Origin of the sequence: Rhizobium sp. JAB6, from assembly GCF_003024605.1 — a bacterium.
Classification (GTDB): domain Bacteria; phylum Pseudomonadota; class Alphaproteobacteria; order Rhizobiales; family Rhizobiaceae; genus Rhizobium.
The window spans coordinates 914,002-935,764 of the sequence record NZ_PYJQ01000009.1; the positions used below are offsets into that span (position 1 = coordinate 914,002).

Annotated in this window: 29 protein-coding genes and 1 pseudogene; 20 read left to right on the forward strand and 10 right to left on the reverse strand. The window is 56.0% G+C overall.

Features of this window, described 5'->3' with window-relative positions; translation table 11 throughout:
* The first annotated feature begins 296 nt into the window (after window positions 1-296).
* From C7U61_RS14395 to C7U61_RS14410, 4 genes and pseudogenes are all read left to right on the forward strand, one after another.
* Window positions 297-799: pseudogene (locus C7U61_RS14395) on the forward strand (cupin domain-containing protein).
* Window positions 800-1,010: 211 nt separating this feature from the next.
* Window positions 1,011-1,859: a MetQ/NlpA family lipoprotein gene (locus C7U61_RS14400; RefSeq protein ID WP_106998719.1), complete on the forward strand. Its 849-nt coding sequence runs from the start codon at window positions 1,011-1,013 to the stop codon at window positions 1,857-1,859.
* Between the two features lie 353 nt (window positions 1,860-2,212).
* Window positions 2,213-3,295 carry a methionine ABC transporter ATP-binding protein gene (locus C7U61_RS14405; protein ID WP_106998720.1) on the forward strand — a complete coding sequence of 361 codons (1,083 nt, stop codon included), beginning with the start codon at window positions 2,213-2,215 and terminating at the stop codon, window positions 3,293-3,295.
* Window positions 3,285-3,941 carry a methionine ABC transporter permease gene (locus tag C7U61_RS14410; protein ID WP_106998721.1) on the forward strand — a complete coding sequence of 219 codons (657 nt, stop codon included), beginning with the start codon at window positions 3,285-3,287 and terminating at the stop codon, window positions 3,939-3,941. Before C7U61_RS14405 ends, C7U61_RS14410 begins: the two co-directional genes overlap by 11 nt.
* 64 nt (window positions 3,942-4,005) lie before the next feature.
* On the opposite strand, the gene C7U61_RS14415 is transcribed toward C7U61_RS14410, so the two are convergent.
* Window positions 4,006-5,037 (reverse strand): hydroxyacid dehydrogenase, encoded by a 1,032-nt coding sequence (locus C7U61_RS14415; protein ID WP_106998722.1) that lies wholly within the window; start codon window positions 5,035-5,037, stop codon window positions 4,006-4,008.
* A 54-nt stretch (window positions 5,038-5,091) separates the two neighbouring features.
* Window positions 5,092-5,787 (reverse strand): DNA-3-methyladenine glycosylase I, encoded by a 696-nt coding sequence (locus C7U61_RS14420; protein WP_106998723.1) that lies wholly within the window; start codon window positions 5,785-5,787, stop codon window positions 5,092-5,094.
* A 258-nt stretch (window positions 5,788-6,045) separates the two neighbouring features.
* Here C7U61_RS14420 and C7U61_RS14425 point away from each other — a divergent pair, with 258 nt between their 5' ends.
* The 4 genes from C7U61_RS14425 to C7U61_RS14440 all read left to right on the forward strand — a co-directional run bounded on the left by C7U61_RS14425 (window position 6,046) and on the right by C7U61_RS14440 (window position 7,700).
* The gene (locus tag C7U61_RS14425; RefSeq protein ID WP_106998724.1) at window positions 6,046-6,306 is read left to right on the forward strand and encodes a DUF982 domain-containing protein; all 261 of its coding nucleotides are present in this window, start codon (window positions 6,046-6,048) and stop codon (window positions 6,304-6,306) included.
* Between the two features lie 233 nt (window positions 6,307-6,539).
* Window positions 6,540-6,827, forward strand: coding sequence for a DUF982 domain-containing protein (locus C7U61_RS14430; RefSeq protein ID WP_146143954.1), 288 nt, complete (start codon window positions 6,540-6,542; stop codon window positions 6,825-6,827).
* Between the two features lie 245 nt (window positions 6,828-7,072).
* Window positions 7,073-7,327, forward strand: coding sequence for a DUF982 domain-containing protein (locus C7U61_RS14435; RefSeq protein ID WP_106998726.1), 255 nt, complete (start codon window positions 7,073-7,075; stop codon window positions 7,325-7,327).
* Between the two features lie 121 nt (window positions 7,328-7,448).
* Window positions 7,449-7,700: a DUF6074 family protein gene (locus tag C7U61_RS14440; protein WP_106998727.1), complete on the forward strand. Its 252-nt coding sequence runs from the start codon at window positions 7,449-7,451 to the stop codon at window positions 7,698-7,700.
* A 102-nt stretch (window positions 7,701-7,802) separates the two neighbouring features.
* Here C7U61_RS14440 and C7U61_RS14445 read toward each other — a convergent pair whose 3' ends face one another.
* Entirely contained in the window at window positions 7,803-8,129 is a 327-nt protein-coding gene (locus C7U61_RS14445) for a hypothetical protein (protein ID WP_245410793.1), read from the reverse strand.
* A 296-nt stretch (window positions 8,130-8,425) separates the two neighbouring features.
* Between C7U61_RS14445 and C7U61_RS14450 the strand changes: the two genes are divergently transcribed.
* Both C7U61_RS14450 and C7U61_RS14455 read left to right on the forward strand, forming a co-directional pair.
* Window positions 8,426-8,635 (forward strand): hypothetical protein, encoded by a 210-nt coding sequence (locus C7U61_RS14450; RefSeq protein WP_106998729.1) that lies wholly within the window; start codon window positions 8,426-8,428, stop codon window positions 8,633-8,635.
* Between the two features lie 487 nt (window positions 8,636-9,122).
* Complete coding sequence (locus C7U61_RS14455; RefSeq protein ID WP_146143955.1) at window positions 9,123-9,515, forward strand: hypothetical protein; 393 nt, start codon at window positions 9,123-9,125, stop codon at window positions 9,513-9,515.
* A 315-nt stretch (window positions 9,516-9,830) separates the two neighbouring features.
* On the opposite strand, the gene C7U61_RS14465 is transcribed toward C7U61_RS14455, so the two are convergent.
* Window positions 9,831-10,613: a DUF6551 family protein gene (locus C7U61_RS14465; protein WP_106998732.1), complete on the reverse strand. Its 783-nt coding sequence runs from the start codon at window positions 10,611-10,613 to the stop codon at window positions 9,831-9,833.
* Window positions 10,614-10,997: 384 nt separating this feature from the next.
* Here C7U61_RS14465 and C7U61_RS14470 point away from each other — a divergent pair, with 384 nt between their 5' ends.
* The 10 genes from C7U61_RS14470 to C7U61_RS14525 all read left to right on the forward strand — a co-directional run bounded on the left by C7U61_RS14470 (window position 10,998) and on the right by C7U61_RS14525 (window position 17,985).
* Window positions 10,998-12,158 (forward strand): hypothetical protein, encoded by a 1,161-nt coding sequence (locus C7U61_RS14470; RefSeq protein ID WP_106998733.1) that lies wholly within the window; start codon window positions 10,998-11,000, stop codon window positions 12,156-12,158.
* A 50-nt stretch (window positions 12,159-12,208) separates the two neighbouring features.
* Window positions 12,209-12,820, forward strand: coding sequence for a hypothetical protein (locus C7U61_RS19655; protein WP_245410794.1), 612 nt, complete (start codon window positions 12,209-12,211; stop codon window positions 12,818-12,820).
* Entirely contained in the window at window positions 12,817-13,071 is a 255-nt protein-coding gene (locus C7U61_RS14480) for a hypothetical protein (protein ID WP_106998734.1), read from the forward strand. The genes C7U61_RS19655 and C7U61_RS14480 overlap by 4 nt, the downstream gene beginning before the upstream one ends.
* Before the next feature lie 284 nt (window positions 13,072-13,355).
* Complete coding sequence (locus tag C7U61_RS14490; RefSeq protein ID WP_106998736.1) at window positions 13,356-13,592, forward strand: hypothetical protein; 237 nt, start codon at window positions 13,356-13,358, stop codon at window positions 13,590-13,592.
* A gap of 177 nt (window positions 13,593-13,769) precedes the next feature.
* Window positions 13,770-14,048 (forward strand): type II toxin-antitoxin system RelE/ParE family toxin, encoded by a 279-nt coding sequence (locus C7U61_RS14495; RefSeq protein ID WP_106998737.1) that lies wholly within the window; start codon window positions 13,770-13,772, stop codon window positions 14,046-14,048.
* A 10-nt stretch (window positions 14,049-14,058) separates the two neighbouring features.
* Window positions 14,059-14,367 carry a HigA family addiction module antitoxin gene (locus tag C7U61_RS14500; protein WP_106998738.1) on the forward strand — a complete coding sequence of 103 codons (309 nt, stop codon included), beginning with the start codon at window positions 14,059-14,061 and terminating at the stop codon, window positions 14,365-14,367.
* A gap of 198 nt (window positions 14,368-14,565) precedes the next feature.
* Window positions 14,566-14,865, forward strand: coding sequence for a hypothetical protein (locus C7U61_RS14510; RefSeq protein WP_245410795.1), 300 nt, complete (start codon window positions 14,566-14,568; stop codon window positions 14,863-14,865).
* A gap of 354 nt (window positions 14,866-15,219) precedes the next feature.
* Window positions 15,220-16,137 (forward strand): hypothetical protein, encoded by a 918-nt coding sequence (locus tag C7U61_RS14515; RefSeq protein ID WP_106999106.1) that lies wholly within the window; start codon window positions 15,220-15,222, stop codon window positions 16,135-16,137.
* Between the two features lie 218 nt (window positions 16,138-16,355).
* Window positions 16,356-17,405 (forward strand): hypothetical protein, encoded by a 1,050-nt coding sequence (locus C7U61_RS14520; protein ID WP_106998740.1) that lies wholly within the window; start codon window positions 16,356-16,358, stop codon window positions 17,403-17,405.
* A 16-nt stretch (window positions 17,406-17,421) separates the two neighbouring features.
* Entirely contained in the window at window positions 17,422-17,985 is a 564-nt protein-coding gene (locus tag C7U61_RS14525) for a hypothetical protein (protein ID WP_106998741.1), read from the forward strand.
* 61 nt (window positions 17,986-18,046) lie between these two features.
* Here the strand turns inward: C7U61_RS14525 and C7U61_RS14530 are convergent, their stop codons facing one another.
* The 6 genes from C7U61_RS14530 to C7U61_RS14560 all read right to left on the reverse strand — a co-directional run bounded on the left by C7U61_RS14530 (window position 18,047) and on the right by C7U61_RS14560 (window position 21,763).
* On the reverse strand, window positions 18,047-18,394 hold the full coding sequence (locus C7U61_RS14530) for a DUF1515 family protein (RefSeq protein WP_106998742.1): 348 nt from the start codon (window positions 18,392-18,394) through the stop codon (window positions 18,047-18,049).
* A gap of 337 nt (window positions 18,395-18,731) precedes the next feature.
* Window positions 18,732-19,157: a hypothetical protein gene (locus tag C7U61_RS14540; protein ID WP_106998744.1), complete on the reverse strand. Its 426-nt coding sequence runs from the start codon at window positions 19,155-19,157 to the stop codon at window positions 18,732-18,734.
* Window positions 19,157-19,759, reverse strand: coding sequence for a lysozyme (locus C7U61_RS14545; RefSeq protein ID WP_106998745.1), 603 nt, complete (start codon window positions 19,757-19,759; stop codon window positions 19,157-19,159). The genes C7U61_RS14540 and C7U61_RS14545 overlap by 1 nt, the downstream gene beginning before the upstream one ends.
* The gene (locus C7U61_RS14550) at window positions 19,746-19,985 is read right to left on the reverse strand and encodes a hypothetical protein (RefSeq protein WP_106998746.1); all 240 of its coding nucleotides are present in this window, start codon (window positions 19,983-19,985) and stop codon (window positions 19,746-19,748) included. The genes C7U61_RS14545 and C7U61_RS14550 overlap by 14 nt, the downstream gene beginning before the upstream one ends.
* 18 nt (window positions 19,986-20,003) lie before the next feature.
* A complete protein-coding gene (locus tag C7U61_RS14555; RefSeq protein WP_106998747.1) occupies window positions 20,004-21,419 on the reverse strand; it encodes a hypothetical protein in 1,416 nt (471 codons plus the stop codon).
* On the reverse strand, window positions 21,416-21,763 hold the full coding sequence (locus tag C7U61_RS14560; RefSeq protein WP_106998748.1) for a hypothetical protein: 348 nt from the start codon (window positions 21,761-21,763) through the stop codon (window positions 21,416-21,418). Before C7U61_RS14560 ends, C7U61_RS14555 begins: the two co-directional genes overlap by 4 nt.

A 21,763-nucleotide genomic window follows, 5' to 3' on the forward strand; every position in this document is an offset into this window, starting at 1 on the left:
CGCATGTATGAAAGTGGATGGCCTCTCGTCCGAGACCCAAGCGCTGCTTCTTCAGCTTGGCGCGCCAGAAACGGGGCGTGGCGCGGCAAACTATCTTGTGACCGGCGCAACGCGGGATACACACGAAATGTTCCCACCGGTCATGTAACTTGATCAAGTCTATAGATTAATCGTGACTTGAAAAGCCTTTTTATAAATTTTCTGCAATTCTCTTTATTTTTGAATGACTTCGCGTAGTATAAAATCGCTGCGGCCGAGGAAAGGCGCGCGAATCTCTCTCTCCCAAAGGGAACGTCATGTGCGTCGATCATGAACATCAGCATCACGACGGGCACGATCACGGCCATCAGTCCATCGATTGGCGCGAACACGGCATCAAGATCATTCCCGGCAATGCGCTCGATCCGAATACCGCGCAAACCCCCGGCATGAACCGCGCGACCGCGATCAACCATGCACGAGCCGGTGCCGAAAAGATCTGGGCAGGAACAGTGACGATCCACGCCAATGCCAAGACCGGCGCGCACATCACGGTGATCTCGAAAGCATCATCTATGTCGTCAAAGGCAGGGCAAGGATGCGCTGGGGCGACAATCTGGAATTCGTCGCCGAAGCCGGTCCCGGCGACTTCATCTTCGTGCCACCCTACGTGCCGCACCAGGAAATCAATGCGAGCCGCGACGAAACGCTGGAATGCGTTCTCGTCCGCTCCGGCCAGGAGCCGGTTGTCGTCAATCTGGATATCGAACCAGTCGAAAAACCGGAAGAGGTCCTCTGGAAAGACCCTATTCATCGCTGAATCGATTAATTTTTGAGCAAATGCCTATTTGCCGCATAAGTAATCTATGGTATTTATAGAAAATTAGTTTGCTCTTTTGCGTTGCGTCGAAAAGAGTTTTTCAGAACCGCAGTGCACAACGCATGATCCTGCTTGGTAGAGGGGACGCGCGTCTGAAATGATCCGGATGTCAACGAGAGAACGATCTCGATCATCTGGAATAGGATTTCCCATGACTGAAAAGCTTTCTAGAGGTTTCGTCGCGCTGCGCCTTTCCCGCCGCGCCGGCCTTGCTGCCATCCTTGCCTCCGCTGTTGCTCTCTTCGGCCTGACGGCTACCGCCATGCCGTCTTTCGCCGCAGACAAGACGATCAAGGTCGGCATCATGAGCGGTGAGGACGAGGATGTCTGGCGCGTCGTTGTCGCCGAAGCCGCCAAGAAGGGCCTGAAGGTCGAGCCAGTCGTCTTCAACGATTATACCCAGCCGAACGAGGCCCTGGAACGCGGCGAAATCGACGCCAACGCCTTCCAGCACAAGCCCTACCTCGACAACCAGATCAAGCAGCACGGCTATCACATCGTCATTGCCGGCTATACGGGCATCTGGCCGATCGGCCTCTACACGAAGAAGTACAAGACCGTGGCCGAGCTTCCGAAGGGGGCCGCCATCGGGGTGCCGAACGATCCCTCCAACGAAGGCCGCGCGCTGCTCGTTCTGCAGCATGAGGGCATCATCAAGCTCAAGGACGGTACCGGCATCCTCGCCACCACCGCCGACATCGCGGAAAATCCGAAGAACGTCGACATCAAGGAGCTGGATGCCGGCATCGTCGGCCGCTCGATCGACGATCTCGATGCAGCCGTCGTCAACACCGACTGGGCGCTGAAAGCTGGGCTCTCCGCCAACGACCGTATCGCGCAAGAGCAGACGAAAGATAACCCTTACCGCAACTTCATCGCCGTCAAGCAGAGCGACGAGAACGCGCCCTGGGTAAAGACCTTGGTTGCCGCCTACCAGAACGATACCGTTAAGGCAGAGTTCGATAAGGTCTACAAGGGCACAGGCCAGAGCGCTTACTGATATCAGAACAGTGCTGGGACGGCGTTGAACGGCGGGCGGCCGGGGCATCTTGCCCGGGCCGCCTTTGATGTTTTCCCGTTAGATGCGATGAAGTTTATAGTTGGTTATGGAGTTCGCGGAGGGTACATACCCCCCCTGTCACTTTCCCCACAAGGGGAGAGATCGGAAACTCGTGGCAAGCTATCGCCAGAAACGAACATCGCATCTGCTGACACCCGGCTGATTTATTTCACAGAGTGCGCGGCATATTCCCAGCGATCTCCCCCTTTTTGGGGGGAGATGTCACGAAGTGACAGAGGGGGTACAATGGCCTCAACGAACTCGAAGGCCACTTTTATACGAAGAGACACACTATGAATTCCTTCACCCCAGCCACGTCGATCGACGGGCAGGCCCCACCTGAATCGACAGGCGACGAGATCGTCCGCCTGATCGATGTCCGCCGCCGGTTCGGCGCAACACCGGCGCTGGACGGCATATCGCTGACCGCACGACGTGGCGAGATCGTCGGCATCATCGGCCGCAGCGGTGCCGGCAAATCGACGCTGATCCGTTGCCTGAACGGATTGGAGCGCGCCGATAGCGGCGAGATCCACATCGAGGGCCGCGACATCGCCCGCCTTTCGGAAAAGGAACTGCAGCCCCTGCGTCGCCGTATCGGCATGGTCTTCCAGCACTTCAATCTGCTCTCCTCCAGAACCGTCGAGGAAAACATCGCGCTGCCGCTGAAGATCGAAGGCGTCGCCAAGGCGGAGCGATTGCAGCGCGCCCGCGAACTGCTTGATCTCGTCGGCCTCGCCGACAAGGCCACGGCTTATCCATCGGCGCTATCCGGCGGCCAGAAACAGCGCGTCGGCATTGCCCGCGCCCTTGCCGCTCGGCCTGCCATCCTCCTGTCGGACGAAGCGACGTCGGCGCTCGACCCCGAAACCACCCGATCCATTCTGGCCCTGTTGAAGGACATCAACCGCAAGCTCGGCCTGACGATCCTGCTCATCACCCATGAGATGGAGGTGATCCGTTCGATCGCCGATCGCGTCGCGGTCATCGATGCCGGCCGGATCGTCGAAGAGGGCTCGGTGTGGACCGTTTTCGCCAATCCGCAGCAGGACATCACCGCCAGCCTGCTCAGCGGCGCGCGTCCCCAGCTTCCGGACCATATTACCGCCCGCCTTTCCTCGACATCGGGTGCCGAGGCCATCCTCAGCGTCGATCTTGCCGGTCCTGCCGCGCAAGGTGCGCTCTTTGCCGAACTTTCGGCCGCTCTTCCCCGCTCATTCCGGCTGGTCCATGGCGGCATAGACCATATCCAGAACCAGCCCGTCGCCCGCTTTTTCGTGGCGGTGCCGGCGCGCGACGCGACCTTGCCGACTAAGGTCAGTGATTTTCTGAAAGCCCGTTCCGCCCGGGTGGAGGTTCTAGGCTATGACAACTGATGTAATCCTCGGCCTGCTTTGGCGCTCCTTCTGGCAGACCGTCTGGATGACGGGCGCATCCGGCTTTCTTTCCCTCATCATCGGCCTGCCTCTCGGCCTTGGCCTCGTCGTCACCAGCCGCGGCGGCATCGCCGAGCAGGGCGCAATCAACCGCGTCCTGGGGGTCCTGGTCGACGGCTTCCGCGCCGTCCCTTTCATCATCCTGTTGATCGCCCTCATCCCGCTGACCCGTCTGATTGTCGGCACGGCGCTCGGCACGACGGCCGCGATCGTGCCGCTGACCATCGCCGCGATCCCCTATTACGCGCGCGTCGCCGAGGTCTCGCTGCGCGATGTCGATCGCGGCCTGATCGATGCAGTGCGCGCCATGGGCGGCAATCGCTGGACCATCGTTCGCGAGGTGCTGATACCGGAAGCCATGCCCGGCATCGTCGCCGGCTTCACCGTGACCATGGTGACGCTGATCGGCGCTTCGGCCATGGCCGGTACGATCGGCGGCGGCGGTCTCGGCGACCTTGCCATCCGCTACGGCTATCAACGCTATGAGACGAGCGTCATGATCGCCGTCGTCATCATCCTGATCGTTCTGGTCTGGGGCATGCAATGGCTGGGCGACCACCTGGCCAACCGGCTCGACCGCCGCTAGCTCTGTCGAATCAAACCTATTCCCGGCGCGGGGGAAACACTGTGCCGGGAATGGAGAACCGTGATCAGTTGCGCGTGACCGGCTTCGAACGCATGCGCGACACCGTTTCCCGTTCGGCGCGCTTGCAGCGCATCGGCGGTAAACCGCGATCCATCAGATCCATGTCTTCCAGCACCATCTCGCCCATTTTCTTGAAAGCGCTGTCGAGCGCGCCGGCGCGGTGGGCCGAACGCAGAAAGCCCTTGAGCTTGCGGACGGGGTGATCGAGGCCAAGCGGCTCCTCGGGGTAGACGTCGCTCGCCGCCACGATATGGCCGGATGCAACCGCCGCCATCAGCGCGTCGAAATCGACGACGTCGGCCCGGCTGAGCAGGATGAAGGCCGCGCCCCTGCGCATCGTGGCAAACGCCTCGGCACCGAGAAAGCCCCTGTTCTCGCTGGTGACGGAGGCAACAACGAAGACGAAGTCGCTGGCGGACAGCACCTCGTCCAGCCCGGCGGGCTGCACGCCATGTTCCCTCAGGATCGATGGCGGCATCCAGGGATCGAACACCCTGATATTGGCGCGGAAGCCGGAGAGAACCCGGTTCAAGGCCTTGCCGAGATCGCCGAAGCCGACGATGCCGATATCGCTGCCTGAAAGCAGCCGGGCGCTGGCATTGCCATCGCCGCCCCAAAGCTCCCTGCCCTCCCGAAAATCGAGATCGGCATCGACGATCCCGCGCGCCAGGCTCAGCGCAAACCCGAGGCCGATTTCGGCGACCGGCTCGGCAAAAACGAGACCCGTGGTGACGACATGGATGCCGCGTTCGAAGAGCACCTCATAGGGCATGTTGTTGATGAGGTTGCTCTCGACATTCAGGATGCAGCGCAGTTGCGGCATGCGGTCGAGCGTCTCCTTCGACAAGGGTGGCTGGCCGATGATATAGCGCGCCTCAGCGAGCACCTCGTCGTCCAACCCGGCGATATCATCCGGATCCGCCTCGACGATGCGGTATTTCGAATGAAGGAGCGCCAATGCATCCTTGGTGAAGATAAGCTCAAGCGAGCGCGGCTCCGGCGCACTGATAGCCAAGGGTCTGCTGTCGGTCGTCATTCTGCTCCTCCGATATCGCGATACGATCCAATATCATTCGACGGATGAGATCAATCAGGCCTCGTCCTCCTTCCCTGGCATTCCGACGGAGAAGGCGCAGATGCGTGAGAGATAGGTGAGTGGCAGACCGGTCTCCGCGTGCCAGGCATTGAACTGATCCTGGATCAGCCGCAGATCCTTCTTGGTGGGCTTGCTGTCCGAAATGGGCACGCCCGCGAGCCGCAGGCAGACGAGGACGTCATGGCTCATGACGAAGCTGTCGCGGCCGATGGCGCGCAGCAGATATTGGCCGGTCATGCCGCCGAGCCGGTTGGCCTGCTTGTCCAGGACAGCCAGCAGGCCGATCTGATCCTCCAGCGGCCAATCGGCGAAGAAGCGGCCGGCGCTTCCATACTCGTCGGCAAGCCGGCGGACGAACTGCGCATTGGCCCTGACCGACATGATTTTTGCGCCATTGCGGATGACCCGGACATCGGAGGTCAGGTCATGCCAGTAATCGTCCGGTGCGAGATTGAGGAAGGCAGGATCGAAGCCGGAGAAGGCAGCTTGGAAACCTGTCCATTTCGAATCGATGACATTACGCACAAAGCCCGCATAGAAGATATAGCGCGTCATTTCCGACAATATCCGATCGTCGGGGAGCGTACGCAGCACGTCATGGTTCGGCATTCCAGGCATCAGCGCCCTCAATCCGTCGGCGCCGTCCTTGCGCTTCTCGGCACGCTCCCTGATCTCCGCAAAGCTTCCCATCATCCTCTCCCGTCAGTCATGCGACGCGACAAGTCTTTTATGACCTCATTGGCGCGTGCACGTAATTTCGTGCGATGATTTTCCGTGAAAAACAAATTATTGAAAGTTACGACTCGAAAGTTGATTGCATAGGCGTTCGAATTGGCTCCCCGACAATTGAAACAAATCCCGATTGCTCCAGATATCGTCTTGAAATTAACTTGAGATATTACGCACTGTAACGTTAATTTCGGCGACGTCGGATCGGAGCCTCCTGCCATGAATAATAAAGACTGGAATTATCCCATCATGGTCATCTGCAAACGCACCGGAAAAGTCTACACGGTGGCGAACACGAAAGAAGCGCTGGATATGCTGTTGAACGCATGGCCTGTTGCGGAAGGCAAGGCGTTCATGATGGCACTGCAAGTCTGCGCCGACGTCGAAAGCGGGCAAGGACAGCCACTCGAGGCCCGCAACAGCTTTGTAGCCGCGGCGTCGGAGGCTGGGGTCCCTCTTGACATGCCGGTAGTTCAATAAAGCCTTTCGACCTCTCTCATCCATTCGAAGATGGACATGCCGCATGTCTCGGCGTGGAATGGTTCGACGAAGCAGCCGGCTGGACTGGGCGCATCGATCGCGGGACTGCCGCGGCCGCCCTTCCCCCTGTGATCGCCGTATGGCCGGATCGCTTTCCGCGCAGAACGGCAACCGGCTCATAATATAAAGATCAATTTTGCGGATATTGCGAAACTTTTCGGTTCGGCGGGAGTTTGGAGACGCAATGTCGGAGCGTCAACGAAATGAACAGTATTTTTAATGCCGGCGAATGCCGCTGGCATGAACCGGTTTATCTGCGCATCGGTTATGGAATGCCGGAGGTCGTCCGCAGCCCCAAGGAAGCCCATAATCACCTTCTTTTCCGCTGGCCGGCCATCAGAGGCGAAAAATATGATTCCGCCCGAAGCCTCTGTCTCCAAGCCGATACCGATCCTCTGCTGAGCGATAAAGCCAGGAAGATGTTCATCGCGGCCTGCGTGGAAGCGAACGTATTGGATTAGCGCTCGCGCGACGTTCAATCCACTCGCAAACCGCTGTGAGACAATCACGGCTTTCACCCGGGAATGGCACCTCCATTCGCTCCATAAGATGCAACACCGAAGCGGTCTCGGCTGCAATACAGGAGCGCAATGTACCCGCCTGCCGGGAAGAATGACATCAGCTTCGATGAAATCGGACAAGGCCCTCGGAGCGGAACGCTTCTTGCAATCTTACCGAAGCATGAATGTTTCGGAGGTAATACGTTTTGAAACGAAACAGTTTACGCCCATTCCCGGCTATCACGCTTGTCATGGGAGAGAACGGCGGAACGCGCCGTATCAATTCAGTGCATCAGGCGGCGGAATTGCTGCTGGAATATTGGCCGGTGGAAAATGGCGAGGAATATGTCGCGGCAGTGCGGATCTGCCTCGAAGCGATGCTGGGTGCCGTCCCTGCCGAAGCCGTAAGGGAGGCCTTGATCAAGGCTGCGCGGGAAGCCGGCATATCCGTCATGCAGTGAAATCACCCCGCTCCTCCCGCAGCAGGCGGGATCTCTCTGACACTATTCACTTTTTATGAACGAGTGCCGGCGATCTTGCCAATGGAGGCAGGCGATTCGCCCTGCCAATGACGGAGAGAATATGTCGCTTCTACCATTCCCGGCCGACAGGCGTACCAGTGATGTCAGGCGGTGTGCCGCAGCCCTTCAGCAGCTACATGGCGAGGCGGCAAACCGCTTCTGGCGTTCGGAAATGGCAATCTTTGCCAATGCCCTGCGCGAACAGGGGGTGGAAGACGGCGAAATCTCGCGGCAGGCCGGTCTCTTCATGCATGCGGTGCAGATGGAACTGCAGCTCGCCTTTGCCGAAGAGGAACTGAACGCGTCGGCCTGACGGTGTTGAAGCCTTTTCGCTTTTTCGAACCGCGAAAACGCTCTCCTTCCTGGACTTTCACGCGATTCCGAACGAAAACGCGATGCGCTCCGCGCGATTGCTCTATTTCGGCAATCTGCAAAATGCGATGGACTTGTCGCCGCTTGTCGGTGACTTGATCTGCACGGTCCATTCTCCTCCCGGAAAATGGAAGCCCTTTGACGAAACCACGCCGGCAATCTGCGCGCAGGCCTTTCTGGCATCGGCGCTCGGCAGATCAATCGTCCCTATGACGGCGTACCTCCGGCTGGATACCTGGCACGGCGCTGTAAACAGGCCCGTATTGTCGATCATCTTGCAGACGCGGAACGCATTGTTCACGGCATCGTCTGCTGCCATCGCGGAATTAGCGCCCACCAGCATGGTGGCCGCCGCCAAAAACAGTTTCATTGAAAACCCCGATCCCCTATGGCAGCACGGTGCCAGAGCAGATTTCGTCTTGCAAGATATGTCGCGTGGATTTTCATGGGCCATTTGAAAATACAACGCAACGGACGGCGGCTTGTTCGCCGGAGCCTTCGTTCACCCGGTTTTTCTGACATATCAACGCATTCCCGGCTGCACCTCCGCTTGATGCCGTCCCGGATCGCAACCGCTGCCCTGTCGATGAGGCCGGAACAATAAGCCGCAACGGGCATTCCCAAAACATATGGCACTTTGCCCAATGCCCCGTGAAGGAGACGGCTATGAACCAAGACATCATCGATCGGCTCGATACAATCGGCCAACAGCTGCATGATCGCGCTCTTGCCCTGTCCCAGTCGCAATCCCAGGAAGGCCAGGACCATGCCCTGATGATGTCCGCACTGGCGACCTTAGCAGCGGCCGTACGGACCCTGAATGACGACGTCGCACAGCTCGATGGCCCCAAGGGGATTGGCGCAGCCGGCTCCTGAAGTCTAGGTATCGAGGCCGATGGCAATTTCAACGCTGGTGACAGCTTGATCGTTGACGATCATGACCTTCGTAACCGCCTACAACTTCGCCAAACATCTCAAGGCACCGCGATGGTATATGCGGATGGCGAAGGCGGCTTAATGATCCGAAGCCTTCTCATTTTTTCTTTTTGCCCTTCTTCCATTATTGCATTTGCGAGCGGGCCGGTCACAGTTAGATGGAAAAGACTGAAGTGTTGGGCGCTGAAAGCGCCATCCACGCGGCCATCGGACAATCCCGCTTGCTTTAGATCGATCAGCAGATCGTTCGGTGATCGATAGCAGCGGAGGGTCTTTGTCCACAAATAGAGTTCAGTCAGCGCCGGGGCGGAGGGATGCTTAACGATGACGTCGAACGCCTTGGCGCAATCTTCTGACTTCTTGAGCCAGACCCTCTAAAGCATATTCAGGGGTTGCGACAACTCGCTCTATGCGAACAGTGTCAGTCGTGGACATCTCCTTCCTGAGCCATTCCTCGACTGCCGGAGAATTGCGAGGAATGCGGCTGTTAAAGCTCCTCCAATATTCGAGCGCCGCCGTTGCAGATCGCGCCAATAAAACAGTGTTTCGGCGACGCTTGTCAGCCGGTGTAAGCGACAAGGAAGTCGTCGCTATTATACAGCGCCTCGCCTGCAGAACTCTTTCTCCAGATGAGATAATCGGTGCTTCACTTCGTCGGCCACATCGCACAACGCTGTTGGAAGCCCGTGTGCATCACGCTCCGCCCGGCACGAGGAGTATAATCTGGATCAACGCGAACTCAAACATCACAGCAGCTCGTTACAAGGCGCACGAGGTGGAAAAATATCCGGATATCATGTGGAATGACTTCGATGATTAGGCGATCACAGTCGCTAAGCTTGGAATTCAAAAATTCCGGAAGTCCCTGTCAAAATTCCGGAAAGTCGCGTCCGGCTACACCGGAAAGTCGCGTCCGGCTACATACGTTTCGTTACCTATGTCTCCGAGCTGGACAAGTTAGTTTTGGTAGCGGAGGACCGCTTCAATCTATTCCTCCGCCTCGACAGTCCGAGCCTTATTGATCTTGGCAACTGGCAAGTCGAACTCAAAAGGGCGATCAAGCAATATCTTGAAAAGACAAAGGAAGTCGACGCAGCGAACGATGTCGCCGCGCCCCAATCCATCCTTGAAAAGCCTAAGCGGCCCGGGTGAGCGGCTGTTTGCGCTTCTTGCATTTCTTATACCAGATGATGGCGAGCGCCTTCCAGAATGGCCACCGTCGTGCCATGGCCAGTTGCTGGGCATCTTCCTCAGCACTCATCAATAGATCGACGATCGCGGCCGTCAGATCCTCGGGAATTATAAGCTCGCTATATTCTGAGTGCGTCATCAGAAATTCCACGGCCTTGATGTGCTGGGCTGTGATCGGGCCTCTCTCAGCATTCGCTATGATTTCGAGAATCTCGCGAGCCAGTTTGTCGCCACGTCGGGCAATCAATTGCTTAATCGCCGCCACAGCGATGCTCTCCCTGGACGCTTCCCGATTGTAAGCACCAGGTCGTTTCAGGATTTTGACACCTGCAGCTGCGCAAACTTCCTCAATCGTTTTGGCATCTTCTTCCCCTGCGGCTACCGCAGCGTGGTGAAGTTGTAGGTGGGTTACCCCTACCCTATCGGCGTTTTGCCCAATGAACGCCTTGGCTTGGGACATGGTGTCTTCGGCCTCGACGATCATGACTGGAATTTGGCTGATAAATGGGTTGCTGGCCGCAGCGATGGCGGTGTGCTGGCCGTCGAGGACTTTTAGGACGGTATCTCCTTCGATATCAGCGTACGCGCAAATCGGGGGCTTAAATTTTGACCAATCGAATTTCTCGACAATCTTCCTTATCTGCCGGAGCCCGCGTTCGCCAATATCTCGTTGGTATGCCGGGTCGACAAATAAAGTGATAGGGTCGACGTGCTCGCAGATCGGCATCCCGTGGGAGGCTTTTGCGGGACGAGACCCGCGGTATTGATGGGCGCAATCTGTCTGATTTGATCCTGCATGGCTTTCCCTCTTGGAAGCTGACAACGGGACCAAGCTTGGGGCGTGCGTGGTTTACATCCCACAGAGACCTAGCCAAAGGCTTTCGCAATGCCTAACATCCACAGGCTGATGATCAGTAGTGGTGCAATCGGTGGAAAACAGAGGCTGAGGAAGCGTGTCCAAAGCATGGCATGTCGAAAGCTATGCCGCAGAGGAAAGCCAGAATCCTTGACTCGGCCAGTTTGACCCGCCAATTTTCTCGTCTGCCAAATTGTCTCCAATCAGGCAATTGAGCTGGAAATTATTTTCCTCGACGTCCGCCAAGAGATCGAGATGAGCAGATACTTCGGAAATGAAATACTTGTTCTTCCTGAAGATCTTATAGCCTTTGCTTGGTCTGCGCCGTTGCGCGAGCTTGCCGTTAAAGTCGAGCTCTCTGACGTCGGCTTAAGGAAACAACTCGTCAGCCTTGGCGTTCCCCTCCCTCCGCAAGGATATTGGAACAAGGTACACGCGGGAAAACCATTGCCTGCGGTGCCCGAACCCGAACCAAGACGACCGGGCCAATCTGGGCGATTTCGCATCGACCATCGATTTCGAAACGTTGTCCCGGCCGCCCCCCCGATCGCCGCCGGAGGTCCATTTGCGTCAACCGAGGTTCCAGAGGATCTGAACGAGCTTTATACCCGGGAGTTGGAGGCGATTGGCAAAGTGACGGTTCCTAGATCGCTCGATCGCCCACACCGTAGCCTCGTCCAGTTATTGAATAAGGAAGATAAGAAGCGGGCGAAATTCGCTGTGCGCGGTTGGGGTGGCCCTCTTTTCGATAGCCCGGTCGCAAAACGCCAATTGAGAATTCTCAATGGCTTATTTTTGGCCCTTGCGAAACGTCGACATGATTGCCAAGCCTACGAGCATGACGGGACGATTTACGCGTCCGCTACAATCGGCGATACTGGGGTGGGTATTGATGTTTCTCTTGTTGGAAGAGATCCGCGTCGACAACGCGGACAACCGCTCCCCGATGGCTTGCCTCTATCCACACCGCTCGCTCTTACAATTTCACCGCGGTACGAAGAACGTTCAACAAGAAGGTGGCAAGACGATAAGGACGGGCAACTAGAGGATAAGATTGCCATCATCGCCGCCTCGGTTATCGTTGCTGGCGAAGCGAGCTTTCGAGATTCTCTTCGTGAGATGGAGGAGCAAGAAGAGAAAAAGCGGCTTGAGGCTGAGAGGCAACGCCAAGAACACCTCAAGGCGCTGAATGAAGAGCGCTTGCAAAACCTCATCGCCTCGGGCGAATTATTGCGGAAATCTCAAGATATCCGGATGCTGGTTGAGCGCGTCCGCGCTGCAATGGTTAGCGGCGCAAGCGATATCGAGCCATCAGAATTGCAGGCCTGGGAAGAATGGGCCTTGGAGCAGGCCGACCGAATTGATCCTATCAAGTCCGGTCAGTTTTTAAGCCATTTTAGAGAACCGCAGATCTAAATTCGAATTCCGAAATCGAAGCCTGTGCCGGAACCGAGGGTGATTGAGGCATGACCAAATCAAGTTTCCGTCAAGCCGATCTTCAACGGATACTCAAGGCCGCCAAGGCTGCCGGGTCGACGGTCCAGATCGATCTCAGATCGCTCATTGTCACCGTACTACCTATCGCCGCGCCTGAAATTGGATGGTCGCGTCTGGCTACGCAAGTGCCGGACGGCAAGGAAGACTGGAGCGATGTAGAAGAGTTCGATTTATCTCCTACTCGGTCGGCTGAGCCCGAGAAGGGTCCTTCCGGATACCCCATCATCGATGACAAGTCCCATCCCCTTCGGCGTTGGTACGACCGGCTCGGCTTCGATGCGCGAACAATGGGTAGGGAAGATATGAATAGGCTGCAGAAGGAAGCGGAAGACCGTTGGGCGGCCTCCATTCCTGGGACACCGCTTCAGAAACGCGAGGTTACGGCGTTGCAACAGCTAGCTGCACATGGCCCTAACGTCAAAGTTCATTGGCGGGACGTGAAAAACTGCGGCCCAGACACGGAAGACCGGCTGAAAGCGCGTGGCTTTGTGGAAACGCTCCCCAATGAAAAATTTCCTGATCGGATCGGGTTCTATATGTTGACCGAGGCTGGTTACGAGGCGTGGAAGTCGAAGCAATGACCAAACGAGCATTCGTTAGCCAAGCCGAGCTGCAGCGGATGGCGAAGGTTGCTAAGCTTGAGGGTGTGACCGTGTGGGTAGAGATCGATGGAAAAAGGTTCGGAATTACTCCCGAAGCTCCCGTCGAAAGTAAGGCGCCCCGTGATCGCCAGCCAAACGATTTCGCGACCTTGGCGCAGTGGCAAGCTTGGAAAGATCTCGAACGCGCACGTAAAGAGCTAGCGGCCATAGAAAGCAAACAGGCAAATTGACAAAAAGAAAACTTCTGCCGGACAGCCGAGCTTCGACCAGACACTGGAAAAGCTGATGATGGGACCCTTTGGGCCGAAAGAGCGTAAAAACTGGAAGAACAATCGAAAATACCTAATTCCGTATTTTCCGATCGGCATCCTAATAATTTATATTTTCGAAGATGCCTTCTTCGTGGACGTTTTATCCTTCCTCTTTATTTTCGGCCTCGGTTTATTTCCGATGGTCGATTTGAAGGAGGCTTTCCAGAAACTCTCGCAGAAAAATTGGTCGGGAAAATAGGTGGATGACCAAAGCCGCCTTCCGCCAGGTCGATATCGAACGCATAATACGGGCCGCGAAGGCCACCGGCGCCGTAGTGCAGATCGATTTGCGGACGCTGGTCGTGACGATCCACCCAAGTCCGGAAAAGGAAAAGATCGATCCCTTCACGGGGTTTGCGCCCGATGGGAAAGAGAATTGGGAAGATTATGGGACCGCCCGAAACGGAGCACCATATGGGCGAGAGAATTGGGAGGATTGATATCCGATGATCAATTCCAGGGACATAGGTGGCCTGATATTCGCGATCATGATCCTGATGGCGCCCCTTATCATCGGCGGAGCGGCTCTAATGGAGTACCTTGGCTGGATCTGAGGCCTAAAAAATATGTCAACAAACAGTTGACACTGTCGCCTTTTTGCTTACATATTCCAGAGCATGATCAAGACGTTTCGACACAAAGGCCTCGCGGATCTGTTTGATACCGGCAAGACTGGGAAAATAGATAAAAAGATGCATTCCCGAATTTTGAAACGCCTTGACCGCTTAGATGTAGCCGAAAAGCCGGATGAAATGGATCTCCCAGGCTTCGATTTTCATCCGCTGAATGGCTTCAATCCTGCACGCTATACAGTTCATGTGAACGGACCATGGTGCATCACTTTTGAATTTGATGGCAAAGACGCAACCCGTGTCGACTATGAGCAATATCACTAGGAGTAACAAAATGACCGAATATGTAGCTCGCCGTTCGCCCGACAGGTGCCCTACTCATCCGGGCGCGCTCCTTGAGGATGTCATCATTGATACCGGCAAGAGCAAGTCCGAGATCGCCGAAATGCTGGACATTTCGCGGCAGCATCTTCACGACATCCTCCGCGGGAAGAAGGGTGTTTCTCCGACCGTCGCAGCCCGCCTCGGCAAGTTGTTTGGAGACGGGACCGGAGTTTGGCTTCGCATGCAGGCTGCCTATGATGCCTGGCATGCGGAGCGAGACCAGGATTTATCGACGATCCCTACGCTGCAGGTTGCTTGACGCCATCTGCGCGCGCATGGGCGGAGCTGCACTACTCGGATCGACGCCGGCTGAAATGGAATCAACCGGGTCGTCCGAGTGCTCGTGCCGAGGGGGATCCTATTGTGTCGGGCCACGCGGCGTCCACTACTGCCTTACCGACGACGGCCGAAAGAGCTATCTTCGCAAGTGATTTCCTTGCCGATAGAGGACGCCTCGATGCTCGACGAAACGAGAGAATACCTGCTCGACCACCGCGACAAGCTGCTGTTCCAGATCAAGCAGGCCAATTGCCATCTGCTGCGCCTAGAGGCTGATGCGATCAAAATCATCAATAACAGGGCATCGCTGCCGGCGGCTGATCTCGCCATTATCACCGAAGACTTGGCCGACCACCTGAAAAGTCAGATCGAGCTGCTGGGCTGGGCAATCGATCATATCGACCATGAGCTGGAATATCTCGATGGCAATGATGAGTTTGAGCCGTTCATGGGCCGCAAGGCTCGTTCGCGCGGCTGATAAAGGCGTGACGGTCGCGGTAATTGCGCTCGTGCGCCGAGTGATGGAAGAGCCAGGGTTCCGATCTCCCGATTAGCGATAACAGCGGCGTCTTTGCTGCAGATCGAGAGTTGATCGCAACGATGCAATCGCAACCTGAGTCGGCCCAGAGGAACCCCACTGGCGGATCAAGCAAGGATCGAGTACAATTTGCTCGATCAAAAACGAAAAGCCGCCCCCGGCCAAGGAAAGCGGCTTTAGCGAGTAGATCAGCAACTAGGCTTGATCTCTCTACGCACCCTTAAGATAAGCTTTTTGGGAAAGATTTCTAGCCTCGTTGGGCATCACCTCAACCAATTGAAAAGGTTAGAAAAAATGACTCAGAACAGCGATTTGGCGATCACCCCCTCACAATTGGCATTCGACCTCGAGATCGTCGTCGAAGCCGAAATTGATGGCGTAGGGATGGGCGTCTTGGGTGACGGGACGCCATTTTTGACGCTTCGCGGCCTATCGAGAATGTGCGGCGTCGCCATTTCTACACTGGTGAAACTCACCGATGAATGGGGGCAAATCCCGACAAAAGGTCGGGAGCAGAAAATCCGCGACCTGATAAAGGCGCAAGGATTTGATGATACTGTCTTCTTCCACGCAGTGAAAAAGAACGGCACTATCCACCATGCGGTACCAGCTCACGTCTGTATGGCGGCGTTGGAATACTACGCGTTCGAGGTTGCTGGCAACGATCATGCGATCAAGAGCTACCGTACCCTGGCGAAAAAGGGCTTCACCGATTTTGTCTATGCGCAGGTCGGCTACAATCCAGATGGTAAAGTAAGCCTCGCCTGGCAGCAATTTCACGATAGAGTAAGCCTCGTCGCCAACGCGGTCCCCGCCGGATTTTTCAGCATCTATCAAGAAATTGCCGGAATGATTGTACCGATGATTAACGCTGGCATTGATGTTGGGCCTCACATAGTTCCCGACATCAGCGTGGGACAGCGGTGGGCCAAGCACTGGAAAACAGAAAATCTCGAGGTACTGTACGGCGAGCGGCGGCAGTACTCGCATGATTATCCAGTTTACTTCCCCCAAGCACTTTCCAACCCGCAGACGCCGTACTGCTATCCAGACGAAGCCCTTGGGGAATTCCGCAAGTGGTTTAGAAAAATGTACATTGAGGTTCATTTGCCTGATTACCTCAGCAATCAGGCGAAGCTTGGGAAAGTCAAGCCAGCAATCGCCACGAAGGCGATAGACGCATTCAGGCCGAAGACAATCGCCGGTAACTAGCTAGCCCATGGAAACCCGCTTCGGCGGGTTTCTTTTTGCGCGGCCCACGTTTCACCAACTGAAACGATTGGCCCTTCCGAGTCCGTTTCCAGAAAATCTGACTGCCAGCTAGATAAACCACTTTCGTTATCCGCAAGTAATCCCTGGTGTACCCCTAATCTAGGTTGACTATTTTATTAAATAATACAACCTCCCATAAAGAAGACAGGGAGGGGCTCATGGCAACCAGCAAGAGGGTGAAAATTCAATATAGACGACTGCGTCGGGACAACGGACAATTTCCGGCCGAAACCTTGAGTGAGAAAATCGCGGCCGCGTTAAGCAGCAAGAAAGAGGGTATAGTCCTCGGCGAAAGTGTTCAAAAGCGCATCTCCGAAGTTCCGCGTGCAGACGGATATCAGCGGGTCTTAAATAATTTTCACATAAACGAAAACTACGTATTCGGCGACCTTTGCCTTTTCTCTCCCGGCCAGATGCAGGCGTTACTACAACTGTCGACAGACCCTAGCCATTCTTCCCTCGATGAAGTCTTGAAGGCATGGGCGATCGCGGAATCTAAAGCGCCGGCAGGGCATGAGTATTTGCACGGGATGGCCTATTGGATGGCCGTCGGTGACCACTTTTATCAAATCCAACACGTGGCGCTCCAGACAAAAGCGAGCGAAGAATATCTAACCTGGTTTCTTCGAGACCAGTCCGGGGTAATTGCACACGATCAGCACGTTGAACTGCAGGCCGAGTTTGACCGCGCCCAAATTGGTTCTGACCTAGGCGACGTTAAATCGATCGAGATTGGGGGCTTGGTTCCTGAAACGATTAGACCTGAAGCGCCTCCAACTTATACCGCGACGGCTGTTGATGTCGTGACACACGAAAGCCTGGGCGAAAAGTTGGCCGCGAGTTGGGGAAAGGCGAAAGGCGTAATTGTTGAGCTACTGGGCGAAGTCGAGGCAGATAAGCTTTTGGCCCAGATGCCACCCGATGCGGCGCTGGAAGTTACGGTAAATATCGGCTATCGCGCCAAGAAGCGAAAGTTCCAGAAAGAATTCATGAAGAACTTGGCTTCCGGACTTCGCAACGCCCCCGACGGTGAGCTTCGTGTTCGCGGAACGGACGGCGAAATCAAAGGGGATGATGCCCGCCTATCGGCCGACATGAGCATTAAGAAATTCTCCAAGGAGAGCAATCTCTTGGATATTCCAGACGTTATAGAGCAGATTTTAGAGGTCCATCGGCGCTTCTTGCATGATGGTAAAATCACCGAATAGGTGTAGAATCGGTTTTATGAAAATAAAGCCTACCCACGTGCTCGTCCCAACGCTCGGAGCTGCGATCGCAATCGCAGCAGCTTCGGTCGATTTCTGGGACACATCTAAAGCGTCGATCTTGACTGCGTTGTCAGTCATCGGCGCGGGCGTGCTTGTGCGTCTGGCCCGTGGTCTACCGTTTACAAATATCGACCAATTTCAGGTAGATGAGGCGCGCAGAATTTCAGCAGCGATTAAGCAATCGATCCGTGCTTTGCGCGTTCTGATTCTGGTGATCTTATTTACGATGGTAAGTCTCGTTTTGGCGAAGGGATTAGCTGTAGCTGCATCTGCACAATGGCCGAGTGCTTCACATGCTTTCCAGTTTGGAATTTCAGGCTTGATTGGCCTTCTCCTCTCATACATCCTCGTTAGGGTGACAGCGGTCATTGAGGGAGATGTCGGCCTTGTTGATCTTCAAGCAGAGTTCTTTGTCCGAGCGGTGGAGCGCAAGCAGGCCGACCGGTTTGATAAAGCGCAAAGCAGATCCACGACCACACCGGTAGAGAACCCAAAAGATTACGGCAAAATCATTCAGTAGGTTCAATTGCAGTGAAAATCACGGCAATACCTATTCTAGCGATGTCTCATACTGGCTTTGACTATTTTCCGAGTACTACAGCGCCTATACGTCGTATGGCGTCAGCAAAGGTTACGCCCATGGCCATGCCGGCGATCCCGATCATGCCTAGTGCCCCGAGCCCCATGAGCTTCCATCTCTTCACATCATCCGTGACTGGACGCATCTCCGAGACATCTTCCTGAACCGTGACGATGCTCGTCTCGACCTTACTCACACGGTCTACGACCTCATCCAGGCGGCGGTGCATTGACGACCGGCTGACATCGGATTTCTCCTCCTGACGGCGCGTAGCCTCGATCAACATATCAACTTTGGCCGTGAGGGTGCCGATCTGCTGATGGATGTAGTTGTCGTCGGGAGGCGCCATACCGTGGGAGCTTTCACTGAAGGAGGGAAATTAAACCGGGTGCGATCACACAGAAAAATGCGCCGGTAGATAGAAGGAAGAGAAGGAGGGTCAGACGGGCCGACATCATGGACGCCGTTCGAAGCCGGCTTTCGTATCGTCATAAAACGACGCGCAACGCTCGCCACGCGCGTTCGCCCGGTCGAGAGCCCCACGCTCCCGCACAAGCACGGAACGCAGCTCGTCCCCCACCCTGACGGCGGTGTGCGGTTCTTTCTTCCGGCAGTCGTCGGGCAGTGGCGGCAGATTGGTGCCGGCCTTGATGATGCCCTTTGCCGACGACACCCTTTGGAGCCGGTCAGTGAGACTGCAGGAACTGAACGTCAGCAGGATCGGCAAGGCACTGGCGATTTGCAGCAGCGAGCTTCTTTTCATAGTCAGCGATCTCGATATCGGTTTGAGCGTCTTTGGCGAGCTCGGCGGCATCGTCGGCCGCCTGGCGCTTTCTGGCTTCTTCCAAGGCCTGTGCGGAGGCATTGCGCTGGCGCTCCATCTCGGCCACCTTGGCTTCTGCCGTCGTCTTCTCGCTTTCGAGCACGTAGCCCTTCAGCGCTTCGTCCTTCACCGCCTGCACATGCCCAACGGCGATGTCGCCGAGCAGAGGGATATTCTTGAGGATCGGGTAGTCGTTGAGGATCGGAACGCCGGTCCAATACAGGGAGGTGATCAGGACTCCGACCGCTATGCCGGCGCCGAGCTTGAGGTAATCGAGGAGACCGAGCATCAGAGACCACTCACGCAGATTTCAGCTTCGCCGAGCCGCTGGGCATCACCCATCTCGCGCCGCTTGACCAGCCCATTGACGACTTGGCCGCCGGCTTGATTGAACCGGGCTTGCATTTCGCAGGCCGGCCGATAGTTGCCCTTTCCAGCCTCCCGCATGGCGCTCGATCGCAACAGCGCTCCCAGCCCGAAGTTATAGCCGCCGGAGATCTGTGAGGCCTGCAAGCTGACAGGGAAGCTCGTGAACTTCGGCACTTGCTTGGTGAGCGGCAGGTAATATTCCTCGTAGACTTCCCGCTCGAGGAAGTCATCGCATTGGGCCTTGGTGAAGGTCATGCCAGCGGTGACAGGCTTGCCGTTGATCCGCGTCTTGCCGTAGCAGATGTCATAGATCTTGGCGTACGGGTCCCGATGGGCTTTGAGCACCAGACCTTCCCAGGGTTTGATCAGCTTGTCCGTCGCGAGGATAACGGCCGGAGGATAGACGTGCTTTGCGGGGTTGGTGTCTTTAACGGACTGCCAGCCGGCGGCGCCAGCGGCGACGAGAGCGGCGGCGATCGCAGTCTTACCGCGCTTGGTGGCGACGATCTTATTGATCGGCATCAGCGTTACCTTTCAGGTTTTCTTGGGCGACGATGCGAGAAATCAGAGCGCCGCAGGTGACGAGACCCGTGAGTGCAGCAAACGTGCCGCGCGGGATGGTGACGAACTGATCGATGATCGGGAGGGCGACTTCGCAGCCGGACAGAATGCCGGCCAAGATGATGAGCCGGATGCTCCACGCGCGGCGAAGCACCCGGCCCGCGTTCGGGACGAGTTTCGGTTTCATGGGATGTCCTAAGGGAAACTACGCGCCGATCAGGCCGTGCGCGATCATATCGTCTTTCAACGCCTTGATCGTTTGGCTGAGATCGCGAACGGTGTTCATCAACGTTTGGATAGTGGCTTGCGTATAGGCCGCTTCGGCTGTGGCGGAGTAGGTGGTGTTGGCAGACCGTTTGGCGGTCCCGGTGTCAGCGGCCCATCCGGTCTTGCGACTGCCGATGACACCCACGCCACCGATCAATAACGTCTTCCCGGCATCGAGAAAGATGCCGCCATTACGAACTGCCAGGCCATTGACGGTATCAGCGACCAAGAACCCACCACTGTTGTATATATTGGTATCGATGGGATTTCTTGACGCATCTAAAGCTCGCAGAGTAATCAACTGACTGTCACTGTTCGCAGTCAGCGAAGCGGAGCCGCCGAATAGAATTCTCTGAGCGCAACCATTGAAGCTGATGAACGCGGTTTCCCATCGGATAGGTGTAATACCACCTGCATCAATTGTTCCCAAACTATTTGCAATAAACGCATTCGCGGACGCAGGCTGCCTTAGTCCGTTACCACCAACAGATACACCAATAACCTGAGTTAGTGGCGACATGACATTGCTATCGAATTCAGCTCCGATCAAGATGCCGCCGGCCTGAGTGCTCACTGCTCTTGTCGGCGCATCCTGTAGAAGGGTGTTTAGGCCCCATGCTGCCGAATGCGCCGCGCCTAGAATTTGCACGCCGAAGAAGTTAACGCCATTTCCGGCATGCGTAGAACTCTGATTGCTACCGCTTTCATTCCAAATATAGGATGACGTGGCACCGTAGTTATTGACCAACGAGTCGCTGGAGGGAATGTGTAAGATGGTGGAGGTTTGGTCGAAAAACCCACCATCTACGGTGATATCTGGGTATACGGCGCCGTAAATCTGGTCTGCCTTCTTGAAGGCAAAATCTCCGAACGTACGGTTACCAGGAATAGTCAGCGTAGATGCTTGCAGCGCACTGTCTGCCTTCGCACCCTGACTTGCAGTTGCCGCTCCGGCCGCAGTCACGAACGAGCCTTGGTCCGGCGCATTCGAAATGCCTCGCACGAAGGGCGATATTGTATAGGTGGCAGCGACACCTACACCGGTGAAATAGACAGCCTGATTAGCGCCGGGATTGGTGGCATCGATCGCTGCCAGTGGCGGCCCGATCACAGCATCCTGGATGTTGTTGATGATGTTCGTGAAGGACATCGACTGATAATTGTCGAGGTCGGAATCCCACGCGAGCATGAACGTCCTGTCGGGATTGGTGACCGTCGGGACTTGCACGAGATTGCTATAATCAGACTTCACGACGAGATCGACACCAGTGCGGACAGCTTTTAGTCCATCGGTCGCGGTAACTTTTGCCGGATACCGCGGAACGACGCGGAGACGTAGAGAAGTTTGGCTCATGTTCTGACAATCCCGTCAATGACCGGAACAGAGCCAATGAGCTCCTGTTCGGTGAAGTCTTCGCGCGTGATGGTGATGCCGACTTCATATGTGCCAGGCGTAAGGCGTCGCATTTCGTCGGCGGTGAAATGCCATTGGATGATGCCCGCGGCAGTCAGCTCGATATGGCCGTCATCGGTTGAGGCTGACAGCACGCGGCAAGGCGGGTTGCGGCTCCTGATCTCCAAGAGAACCGAGAGATCTGTCAGGTCGGTCAGGATTTCACCGGTATCGTCATAGACAAGCTCGATTGTGCCGAACCAATCCGCGCGGTTCGACACAGGAGCAAAATTCGCTTCGTACAT

Bases quoted from the DNA above. Each gene is read 5' to 3' on its own strand.
- C7U61_RS14520 (WP_106998740.1), top strand. From the start codon at position 16,356: ATGGCAACCAGCAAGAGGGTGAAAATTCAATATAGACGACTGCGTCGG.
- C7U61_RS14525 (WP_106998741.1), top strand. From the start codon at position 17,422: ATGAAAATAAAGCCTACCCACGTGCTCGTCCCAACGCTCGGAGCTGCG.
- C7U61_RS14540 (WP_106998744.1), bottom strand. From the start codon at position 19,157: ATGCTCGGTCTCCTCGATTACCTCAAGCTCGGCGCCGGCATAGCGGTC.
- C7U61_RS14515 (WP_106999106.1), top strand. From the start codon at position 15,220: ATGACTCAGAACAGCGATTTGGCGATCACCCCCTCACAATTGGCATTC.
- C7U61_RS14530 (WP_106998742.1), bottom strand. From the start codon at position 18,394: ATGGCGCCTCCCGACGACAACTACATCCATCAGCAGATCGGCACCCTC.
- C7U61_RS14480 (WP_106998734.1), top strand. From the start codon at position 12,817: ATGACCAAACGAGCATTCGTTAGCCAAGCCGAGCTGCAGCGGATGGCG.
- C7U61_RS14450 (WP_106998729.1), top strand. From the start codon at position 8,426: ATGAACCAAGACATCATCGATCGGCTCGATACAATCGGCCAACAGCTG.
- C7U61_RS14415 (WP_106998722.1), bottom strand. From the start codon at position 5,037: ATGACGACCGACAGCAGACCCTTGGCTATCAGTGCGCCGGAGCCGCGC.
- C7U61_RS14495 (WP_106998737.1), top strand. From the start codon at position 13,770: ATGATCAAGACGTTTCGACACAAAGGCCTCGCGGATCTGTTTGATACC.
- C7U61_RS14440 (WP_106998727.1), top strand. From the start codon at position 7,449: ATGTCGCTTCTACCATTCCCGGCCGACAGGCGTACCAGTGATGTCAGG.
- C7U61_RS14425 (WP_106998724.1), top strand. From the start codon at position 6,046: ATGAATAATAAAGACTGGAATTATCCCATCATGGTCATCTGCAAACGC.
- C7U61_RS14560 (WP_106998748.1), bottom strand. From the start codon at position 21,763: ATGTACGAAGCGAATTTTGCTCCTGTGTCGAACCGCGCGGATTGGTTC.
- C7U61_RS14555 (WP_106998747.1), bottom strand. From the start codon at position 21,419: ATGAGCCAAACTTCTCTACGTCTCCGCGTCGTTCCGCGGTATCCGGCA.
- C7U61_RS14410 (WP_106998721.1), top strand. From the start codon at position 3,285: ATGACAACTGATGTAATCCTCGGCCTGCTTTGGCGCTCCTTCTGGCAG.
- C7U61_RS14400 (WP_106998719.1), top strand. From the start codon at position 1,011: ATGACTGAAAAGCTTTCTAGAGGTTTCGTCGCGCTGCGCCTTTCCCGC.
- C7U61_RS14470 (WP_106998733.1), top strand. From the start codon at position 10,998: ATGAGCAGATACTTCGGAAATGAAATACTTGTTCTTCCTGAAGATCTT.
- C7U61_RS14445 (WP_245410793.1), bottom strand. From the start codon at position 8,129: ATGAAACTGTTTTTGGCGGCGGCCACCATGCTGGTGGGCGCTAATTCC.
- C7U61_RS14465 (WP_106998732.1), bottom strand. From the start codon at position 10,613: ATGCCGATCTGCGAGCACGTCGACCCTATCACTTTATTTGTCGACCCG.
- C7U61_RS14500 (WP_106998738.1), top strand. From the start codon at position 14,059: ATGACCGAATATGTAGCTCGCCGTTCGCCCGACAGGTGCCCTACTCAT.
- C7U61_RS14420 (WP_106998723.1), bottom strand. From the start codon at position 5,787: ATGGGAAGCTTTGCGGAGATCAGGGAGCGTGCCGAGAAGCGCAAGGAC.
- C7U61_RS14550 (WP_106998746.1), bottom strand. From the start codon at position 19,985: ATGAAACCGAAACTCGTCCCGAACGCGGGCCGGGTGCTTCGCCGCGCG.
- C7U61_RS19655 (WP_245410794.1), top strand. From the start codon at position 12,209: ATGACCAAATCAAGTTTCCGTCAAGCCGATCTTCAACGGATACTCAAG.
- C7U61_RS14545 (WP_106998745.1), bottom strand. From the start codon at position 19,759: ATGCCGATCAATAAGATCGTCGCCACCAAGCGCGGTAAGACTGCGATC.
- C7U61_RS14490 (WP_106998736.1), top strand. From the start codon at position 13,356: ATGACCAAAGCCGCCTTCCGCCAGGTCGATATCGAACGCATAATACGG.
- C7U61_RS14510 (WP_245410795.1), top strand. From the start codon at position 14,566: ATGCTCGACGAAACGAGAGAATACCTGCTCGACCACCGCGACAAGCTG.
- C7U61_RS14405 (WP_106998720.1), top strand. From the start codon at position 2,213: ATGAATTCCTTCACCCCAGCCACGTCGATCGACGGGCAGGCCCCACCT.